The following is an 8,166-nucleotide window of genomic DNA, read 5'->3' as shown; positions in this document are numbered from 1 at the left end:
AACCTAAAATAAATAAGTGTGCATCAACGCTTTTGCTTGTAACTCTTTAGTCGCTATAACTTATGCGTACTGCATAAAAGTAATAGCGTTGAACAAGCCAAAACCGCACATCAAGCTGGGGGCTAATTTAACACAGATAGCCTGTGGATAACATCCTGTTTTTTGTGGATAAGACTGTGGACAGTTTTGTGGATAAGTCAATAAGCCAAGTTATCCATATTTCACCCACAGGTTATCCACAGGTTTACCCATAGCTTAGTACTTTGATAACAAACAATAAATTCGACTTATCCACAGATAATATGGCCCCCAATAATAACAATACTTATATATATTAATTAATTAGTTATTATAGAGTTCGACTAATTCTGTGGATAACTTTTGCACAAGATACCTATCAAATAGATATTTAACCATTCAATTTAACAAATAATAAGTGAGTAAAAACTGGTCATCACTTGAATAAAAATGATGGGTTAATAACACAGTAAATTAGTTTATTGACCAAAATATAATGGAATGGTATAATCCTCCGTTATTACGAATTTAGTCCATTATTTTGATAGGTGAGTTATGAAACGTACATTCCAACCAAGCGTGATCAAGCGTAAACGTACTCACGGTTTCCGTGCTCGTATGGCAACTAAAAAAGGCCGTCAGGTCTTAGCTCGTCGCCGCGCTAAAGGACGTCATCGCCTTACTGTATAATCAGTAGATTGCGATAAGCATGGCTAATAGTGCTTGTTGTGTATTTATTAATTATAGATTGCGATAGTCAATCATCACAACTGACACGTAGCCATATATTAAAAGCGCCCACATCGGCGCTTTTTTTGTTTCTACATTTTACTATTACATCTGATGTTGTCATTAGCTTCTATTTTAGGTTGTACTATGCCCAATACTAACTCAGCTACACCTACCGCCCGCTTCACTAAAGAGCAACGTCTACTGACGCCTGCTGCCTTTCGTGAGGTATTTGATGCACCTGAGCGTAAGCTCCATCAGAGTCATTTAATGGCTTTCGTACGCACTAATACTCATGAGCAACCACGTGTGGGCATGGCTATTACTAAACGCAAAGTACCTACTGCTGTTGCTAGGAATTTAATTAAACGTCAAATACGTGAGCAGTTTCGAACAAAGTCTTTTATATTAGAAAATAAAGATATTGTATTTATCGTTAAAAAATCTATAAAAGGTATAGATAATAAAGAATTAAAAAATCAAATAAATAATATCTTTAAAAAAATAGAAAAAAAATAAAATGAATTATTTTTTTAAAGATAAAAAAAATTTTATTTATAAGTTTTTATATATCTTAATTATTTTTTATCAAAAGGTAATAAGTCCAATATTACCTGCCCGTTGTCGTTATTATCCAACGTGTTCGAACTATGGCAAACAGGCTTTGGCATGGCATGGGGTTCGGGCAGGGAGCTGGCTGCTGTTAAAACGTATTGGAAGCTGTCATCCTTTAGGTGGGCATGGTATTGATTTTGTACCCTTACCTTTAGCGTCTTATAGTTATCAATATCTACCCTCTACTACATTAGTTAATGTCAGGGCACAAGGGTTTGGGGTGTACAAAGATAGCCAGAGTTATGTTTCACGTTTAAACTACTTGATGAAGTCAATCTCTTAAGGTGCGCCACAATAGACTCCTTATTATGTTTGCTGTTGGCATATTATTTCATCACTTCTATTTAGTTACCCACAAGTTATCCACACTCTTGGTATCATTCGAGACGAAATTTTAGTAAAATGATGCACATTTTATGTAAATGACTACCAATACAGTTGTCAGTGATGAATATAGCTGTGCTGTAAAGTCAGGACACATGCCCTAATTTTTCATTCCCTAATTTTTTAATCTAGGAAAGGTTTATGCAAAAGATATTTCGGGTGATGATCATCATTGCGATGCTAATCACCGCTTATCTGCTGATTTTGGCATGGCGAGATGATTATGCCGATGCACCAGCTGTAGACACTGCGCCAGAAGCTGCAACGTCAGTAGGTGCTGACATTCCATCTACTACCGGTGCAGCAGGTGATATTCCAGTGCAGACATCACCTGTCGATACTGGTGCTGTGACTACGACACCTGCTAAAAATTCAGGTCTAATCACGGTAACGACTGATCGCTATGACATCAAAATCAATCCAGAAGGCGGCGACATCGTCTATGCTGCTCTTAAGCAGTATGATGCTACGCTCGATAGCGATGAGCCTTTCGTATTGTTAGAGAATAACAGCAATCGTGTTTACGTCGCTCAATCTGGTCTAATTGGTCAAGATGGTATTGATACAGCAGAAGGCCGTGCTAATTACAGCCATACTGCTAGCAATTATGCGATGAAGGAAGGGCAAAAAACGTTGTCAGTACCGCTAACTTATAAAAAAGATGGCGTGACAATTACCAAGACTTTTACCTTCACCCAAGATAAATATCCTATTGATATTAGTTATCAGATCCAAAACGCTTCTGCGAATGCTTGGCAAGGTCAAATGTTTGCACAGTTAAAACGCGACGATAGTAAAGATCCTGGTATGTCTGATAAAGGTGCGCTGAGTATGGCGACCTATTTGGGCGGCGCTTGGGGTACACCTGACGATCCCTATAATAAGCTGAAGTTTGGCAAGTTTAGCGATGGTGAGTTGACTACTACCAGTGACAAAGGTTGGGTTGGAATAGTGCAGCATTATTTTGTATCTGCATGGACCCCTGAAAACTTTACAGGTAAATTCTTTAGTCGTGAAACTGGTAGTGATTATTTTATTGGCTTTAATAGTCAGCCTGTCAATGTTGCGCCTGACAAGCAAGTAACGTTAAATGCAACATTATATGCAGGACCAAAAGTACAGTCTGAGCTTAAAGACGTAGCTGTAGGTCTGAACAAGACCGTTGATTATGGACTATTATGGCCAATATCAAAAATCTTATTCGCCATACTTGATGGTATCCACAAAATCATTGGTAACTGGGGTTGGTCAATTATTGTTCTGACTATCTTGGTTAAATTTGCCTTAATGTGGTTCTCTAATAAGAGCTACTATTCGATGGCAAAGATGCGAGCTATTGCACCGAGATTGGCGGCGCTTAAAGAAGAGCATGGCGACGATAGAATGAAAATGTCGCAAGAAATGATGGGCATTTATAAAGAAGAAAAAGTCAATCCAATGGCAGGTTGTTTGCCAATATTGATGCAGATGCCAATCTTTTTAGCGTTGTATTGGGTATTGGTCGAAAGTGTTGAGCTGCGTCATGCGCCATGGATTTTGTGGATTCAAGATCTATCAGCGATGGATCCGTGGTTCATATTACCATTATTAATGGGTGCTTCAATGTTTGTACAGCAGCAGCTAAACCCGCAGCCAGCTGATCCAATGCAAGCGAAAGTCATGAAGTTTTTACCGATTATCTTTACTGCTTTCATGCTGTTCTTCCCAGCAGGTCTAGTGTTGTACTGGACGGTGAACAACTTATTTAGTATGACGCATCAATATATTGTGAATAAAAAAGTAGAAGAAGAGCAAAAACAACGTACGGTTAAAGTCCTTGACTGATAGTTGATCAATACTAGTGAACAACAAGAACCATCGCGCAAGCGGTGGTTTTTTTATACGTGATAAACTTGTATCGCATTCAATTGACACTGAATAAAAAAGAATAAAACAACAGCGGAATATCACTATTTAAAGTTTGCTTTGTCAGTCTGTCTCCAGCCGTCTATAATGGGGTTTTTAGTTAATGAGAGTAATTGTGGATTCCTTAGAGATGGCATTGGCCGTACCTGATTCATCTGGAAAGTCTAACTCATCTGGACTGGCCACGATTGCCGCTATCGCTACACCGCTTGGGCGTGGTGGTGTGGGCGTTATACGTCTGTCAGGTGCGCGTGCATATGATATCGCCTGTGCGCTAACTGGTAAGTCTGCTTTTACGCCACGTATGGCCAATTTTTGCCGTTTTTATCAGGCTGATGGCACGGTCATTGATGAAGGTTTGGTATTATATTTTAAGGGTCCGCATTCTTTTACAGGTGAAGATGTGATTGAGCTGCAAGGGCATGGTGGTATGATTTTGCAGAATCAACTGCTAGCGCGGGTCTTTGAGCTAGGCGCAAAACAAGCCAGTGCAGGGGAGTTCTCTTACCGTGCTTTTGATAACGATAAATTGGATTTAGTGCAGGCAGAGGCTATTGCAGATGCCATTGATGCGACCAGTGCCGCCGCTGCTAGTAGTGCCATTCGTTCACTCAGCGGTGAGTTTTCACAGAAGATCAATCAGCTGTTAGAGCAACTAATTCACTTGCGTTTGCATGTTGAAGCTGCGATTGATTTCCCTGATGAAGAGGACGTAGACTTCTTATCTGACGGTGTCATACAAGGTAAGCTAGAGCAAACACAAGACAAGATACAGCAAGTATTGGCAACGGCAAAACAAGGTCAGCTATTACGCGACGGTATCCATGTGGTTTTAGCAGGCAGACCAAATGCAGGCAAATCGAGCTTGCTCAATCGTCTAGCAGGACAAGAGCGCGCTATCGTTACTGATGTAGCAGGTACCACTCGCGACACGCTGCAAGAGACTGTGGTACTTAATGGTCTAACGCTCCATCTTACCGATACGGCAGGTCTACGTGACACAGAAGATACCGTAGAGCGTATAGGAATTGAACGTGCGCGTACCGCTATTACGCAGGCTGATATGCTGCTGATGGTCTATGATGTTACCCGTGACCTTGAAGAAGAAAGTACACCGCTACAGCTTGCTGAGCAATTATTTGGTGAGCTACCAGAGGCCAAACGCTTATTGATTATTGCTAACAAAAGCGACTTATTGAATGATAGTAGCGGTAAATATACAACCTCTATCGCGCAAATAGAAATAAAAGACCGAGGCTATGAACAAGTCAATGTTTCATGTGAAACAGGCGCTGGTATTGATACGCTGGTCGAAGCGTTGTGTGCTAAGGTAGGCTTTCATCCACCAGAAAACAGTCTCATTGCCCGTACACGTCACTTAGATGCACTCAGGCGGACGGCTGATTATTTAGCAGAGGCGCACGAACAGCTAACTGTTTTTCAAGCAGGTGAGCTCGTTGCTGAAAGCTTACGTCAAGCTCAGCACAGTTTGGGTGAGATCACTGGTGAATTTAGTGCTGATGACCTATTGGGTAAAATATTTGGCAGTTTTTGTATTGGTAAGTGATTAGCAAATGGATGTATTTATTTTTGACTACTCTATATAAAATGTTAAATTTTTAACGTTTTGGTTTGATGAATAAAGGCTCTTGCTCTTAATATTAAAATAAGGAAAACGCTATGCACTGCCCGTATTGTAACGCGTCAGAGACCAAAGTTATCGACTCGCGTCTTGCTGCGGAAGGTGCGCAAGTGCGCCGTCGCCGTTCCTGTAGTGGCTGTCAAGAGCGGTTCACGACCTTTGAGATGGTAGAAGTCGTGATGCCAAGAATTATCAAATCAAGTGGCAAGATTGAGCCCTATGATAATGAGAAACTGCGTCGCTCCATCTTATTACCCTTACAGAAGCGCCCCATCACAATTGATGAGCAAGAGGCAATGATTAGCCGTATTGAGAAGCGGGTCAGACAGATGGGTGAGCGAGAGATTAGTAGTAAGGTCTTGGGCGAGATTATTATGAGTGAGCTTAAAACATTAGATGATGTTGCTTATGTGCGCTTTGCCAGTGTCTATCGTGATTTTCAAGATATCGATGCGTTTCATCAAGAGATTGCCAATATCCGCCCAAATGAAAAATAAGCTATAGTCGATACCAAATAAAATCAATACGTTGTAATGTGATGCGCAACTGGTATAAATTTTTCTTGCTTGCTGTGTCTACGCTGACAGAGGCTGCAAAAAATTTATACCAGTCTCGCTGTATCGTTTTTATAGCGAATTTACTATAACTTGCTTCAATTTTCTCTTATAAATTAAGTCTACCTCTATGTCGATTCCAAATCACGCTCAAGATGCGCAAGACCGCTACTTTATGATGCTCGCTATTGAGCAAGCTAAGCAAGGTTTATATACCACTAGGCCTAATCCAGCCGTAGGCTGTGTCATCGTTCAAGCAGAGACGATAGTTGGTCAAGGATTCCATCCCAAAGCTGGTGAGCCCCATGCGGAAGTATTTGCGCTCAAAGATGCTGGTGCGCAGGCAATAGGAGCAACCGCTTATGTGACTTTAGAGCCTTGTAGTCATACAGGGCGTACGCCACCATGCGCTTTGGGTCTTATTAAGGCTGGTGTAAAACGTGTCGTGATTGCCGGTCTTGATCCCAATCCACAAGTTGCTGGACGCGGTGTGAGACTTTTAGAGCAGGCCGGCATTGCAGTCACGGTTGGTGTACTAACAGAGCAAGCAGAGGCATTGAACCGTGGGTTTTTAAAGGCGATGCGTACTCAAATGCCTTATGTACGTCTCAAAATTGCCACTAGCCTTGACGGTCGTACAGCGATGGCGTCTGGGGAGTCGAAATGGATTACTTCGACAGCGGCTCGTGAGGATGTACAAAAGCTACGTGCGCAAAGTGGCGCAATCATTACAGGCAGTGAGACCGTTATTGCTGACAATCCACAGCTTAACGTGCGCTCTACTCAATTAGGTATGCCAGCTGACCATGTTCCGGCACCAAAGATAGTGATACTCGATAGGCGTCAGCGTTTAGAACACAATCCACAAGCTGATTATCAGTTATGCCGCCAAGCAGATACGCTTTATTGGCGTGAAGATAACTTAACGGCATTACTTAAAAATTTAGTCAGTGAGCATCAATGCTATGACGTATTGGTAGAAGCGGGCGCTAGCGTCGCTGGTAGCTTTTTAAGCCAACAATTGGTAGATGAGTTAATTGTCTATCAAGCGCCTTGCTTATTGGGAGCACAAGCACGACCGATGGTCGATTTCAGTCCCTTAACTTTAGCTCAGCAGCTACGGTTTGATATTCATAGCCATGAACAACTAACTCCTGATCTTAAACTGACCTTGCACCCTCTATAACTTGTTATTTATAAACAGCTTATCCACAATCTGTGCTAAACATGTACTAAGTGTGGATAAGTAGCTGGTTTTACATCGGGTTTCACATGAAACTGTGTATAACTTTGTTTCACATGAAACTAATAGATCGAAATTTTTATCTAAAAATAAATAAAAGTGCATATTAATCAATGGCTTGGGTTTATAGTTCAACAAATTCCTAATTTTGGTCAAAGTTTGGTTTTCTGTGGATAACTTGACGGAAACAGAGGTTTTTAATGTGCCCTAGGTTGATTTATGGTTACTTATCCACAACTTATCCCCTAGTGAGCTTAAAATGAGATCATGTTTCACTAAAAATCTAGCTCAGACAAATGCTATCAATAAATCAAAATACGTTGTCGATAACGGCAATATAATAATGAGATGAGGTCTATATGTTTACCGGAATTATAGAAAGTGTTGGAAAGGTTAAATCCATGCAGCCTACGGGCGGTGACATACGTTTGACGATAGAGTCTGATGATTTAGATTTTGGTGATGTAAAGTTAGGGGATTCTATTGCTTCAAACGGTATTTGTTTGACCGTCGTAGAGTTTGGTAGTAATCATTATTCTGTTGATGTCTCACGTGAAACGATTGCTCGTACAGCGCTTGAAGAGCTAAAAGCAGGTTATATTGTCAACTTAGAAAAGGCGATGCTCCCAACGACTCGTTTTGGGGGACATATCGTTGCCGGTCACGTTGACGGAGTAGGGGTGGTCAGTAAGCTACAACAAGATGCGCGCTCTATCTATATCGAAATTGAGATACCACAAGAATTGGCTCACTATACGGCGACTAAAGGCTCTATCACGGTTGATGGTATTAGCCTGACGACCAACCTTGTACGTGACAACATTGTCTCTTTAAATATCATTCCTCATACCGCGCAAGTGACCAATATCGCTAAGCACTGGCTGGTTGGCAGCAAAGTTAATATCGAAGTGGATATCGTTGCGCGCTACTTAGAACGTTTAATAAACAAGTCGCAAACTAGTGGCATGAATGCGCCAAGTCCGCAAAGCCAGATTACAGAAGCTTTTTTAGCGGATAATGGCTTTATGAAATAACAAATATTTTGTTAAATACTAGGGTGTGTCCTCATTAAGAGT

At 41.2% G+C, this 8,166-nt stretch carries 8 protein-coding genes; all 8 read left to right on the top strand.

Annotated elements, in window-relative coordinates; genetic code table 11:
* Positions 1 to 573 precede the first annotated feature (573 nt).
* The 8 genes from rpmH to AK825_RS14015 all read left to right on the top strand — a co-directional run bounded on the left by rpmH (position 574) and on the right by AK825_RS14015 (position 8,124).
* Positions 574 to 708 carry a 50S ribosomal protein L34 gene (gene rpmH / locus AK825_RS14050; protein ID WP_007394757.1) on the top strand — a complete coding sequence of 45 codons (135 nt, stop codon included), beginning with the start codon at positions 574 to 576 and terminating at the stop codon, positions 706 to 708.
* A gap of 186 nt (positions 709 to 894) precedes the next feature.
* Positions 895 to 1,266: a ribonuclease P protein component gene (gene rnpA, locus AK825_RS14045; protein WP_068038808.1), complete on the top strand. Its 372-nt coding sequence runs from the start codon at positions 895 to 897 to the stop codon at positions 1,264 to 1,266.
* Between the two features lies 1 nt (position 1,267).
* Complete coding sequence (gene yidD, locus AK825_RS14040; protein ID WP_068038805.1) at positions 1,268 to 1,645, top strand: membrane protein insertion efficiency factor YidD; 378 nt, start codon at positions 1,268 to 1,270, stop codon at positions 1,643 to 1,645.
* A gap of 242 nt (positions 1,646 to 1,887) precedes the next feature.
* A complete protein-coding gene (gene yidC / locus AK825_RS14035; RefSeq protein ID WP_068038802.1) occupies positions 1,888 to 3,570 on the top strand; it encodes a membrane protein insertase YidC in 1,683 nt (560 codons plus the stop codon).
* A gap of 211 nt (positions 3,571 to 3,781) precedes the next feature.
* Positions 3,782 to 5,218: a tRNA uridine-5-carboxymethylaminomethyl(34) synthesis GTPase MnmE gene (gene mnmE, locus AK825_RS14030; RefSeq protein WP_068038800.1), complete on the top strand. Its 1,437-nt coding sequence runs from the start codon at positions 3,782 to 3,784 to the stop codon at positions 5,216 to 5,218.
* 113 nt (positions 5,219 to 5,331) lie between these two features.
* A complete protein-coding gene (nrdR, locus tag AK825_RS14025) occupies positions 5,332 to 5,790 on the top strand; it encodes a transcriptional regulator NrdR (RefSeq protein WP_068038797.1) in 459 nt (152 codons plus the stop codon).
* 187 nt (positions 5,791 to 5,977) lie between these two features.
* Positions 5,978 to 7,033, top strand: a complete 1,056-nt coding sequence (gene ribD, locus AK825_RS14020; protein ID WP_068038794.1) for a bifunctional diaminohydroxyphosphoribosylaminopyrimidine deaminase/5-amino-6-(5-phosphoribosylamino)uracil reductase RibD — start codon at positions 5,978 to 5,980, stop codon at positions 7,031 to 7,033.
* 416 nt (positions 7,034 to 7,449) lie between these two features.
* Positions 7,450 to 8,124, top strand: a complete 675-nt coding sequence (locus tag AK825_RS14015) for a riboflavin synthase (protein WP_068038791.1) — start codon at positions 7,450 to 7,452, stop codon at positions 8,122 to 8,124.
* Positions 8,125 to 8,166 lie beyond the last annotated feature (42 nt).

The organism is Psychrobacter sp. P11G5 (assembly GCF_001593305.1).
Classification (GTDB): Bacteria; Pseudomonadota; Gammaproteobacteria; order Pseudomonadales; family Moraxellaceae; genus Psychrobacter.
Note: the sequence above shows the minus strand (reverse complement) of the source record. Positions and strands in the feature narration are given on the sequence as shown.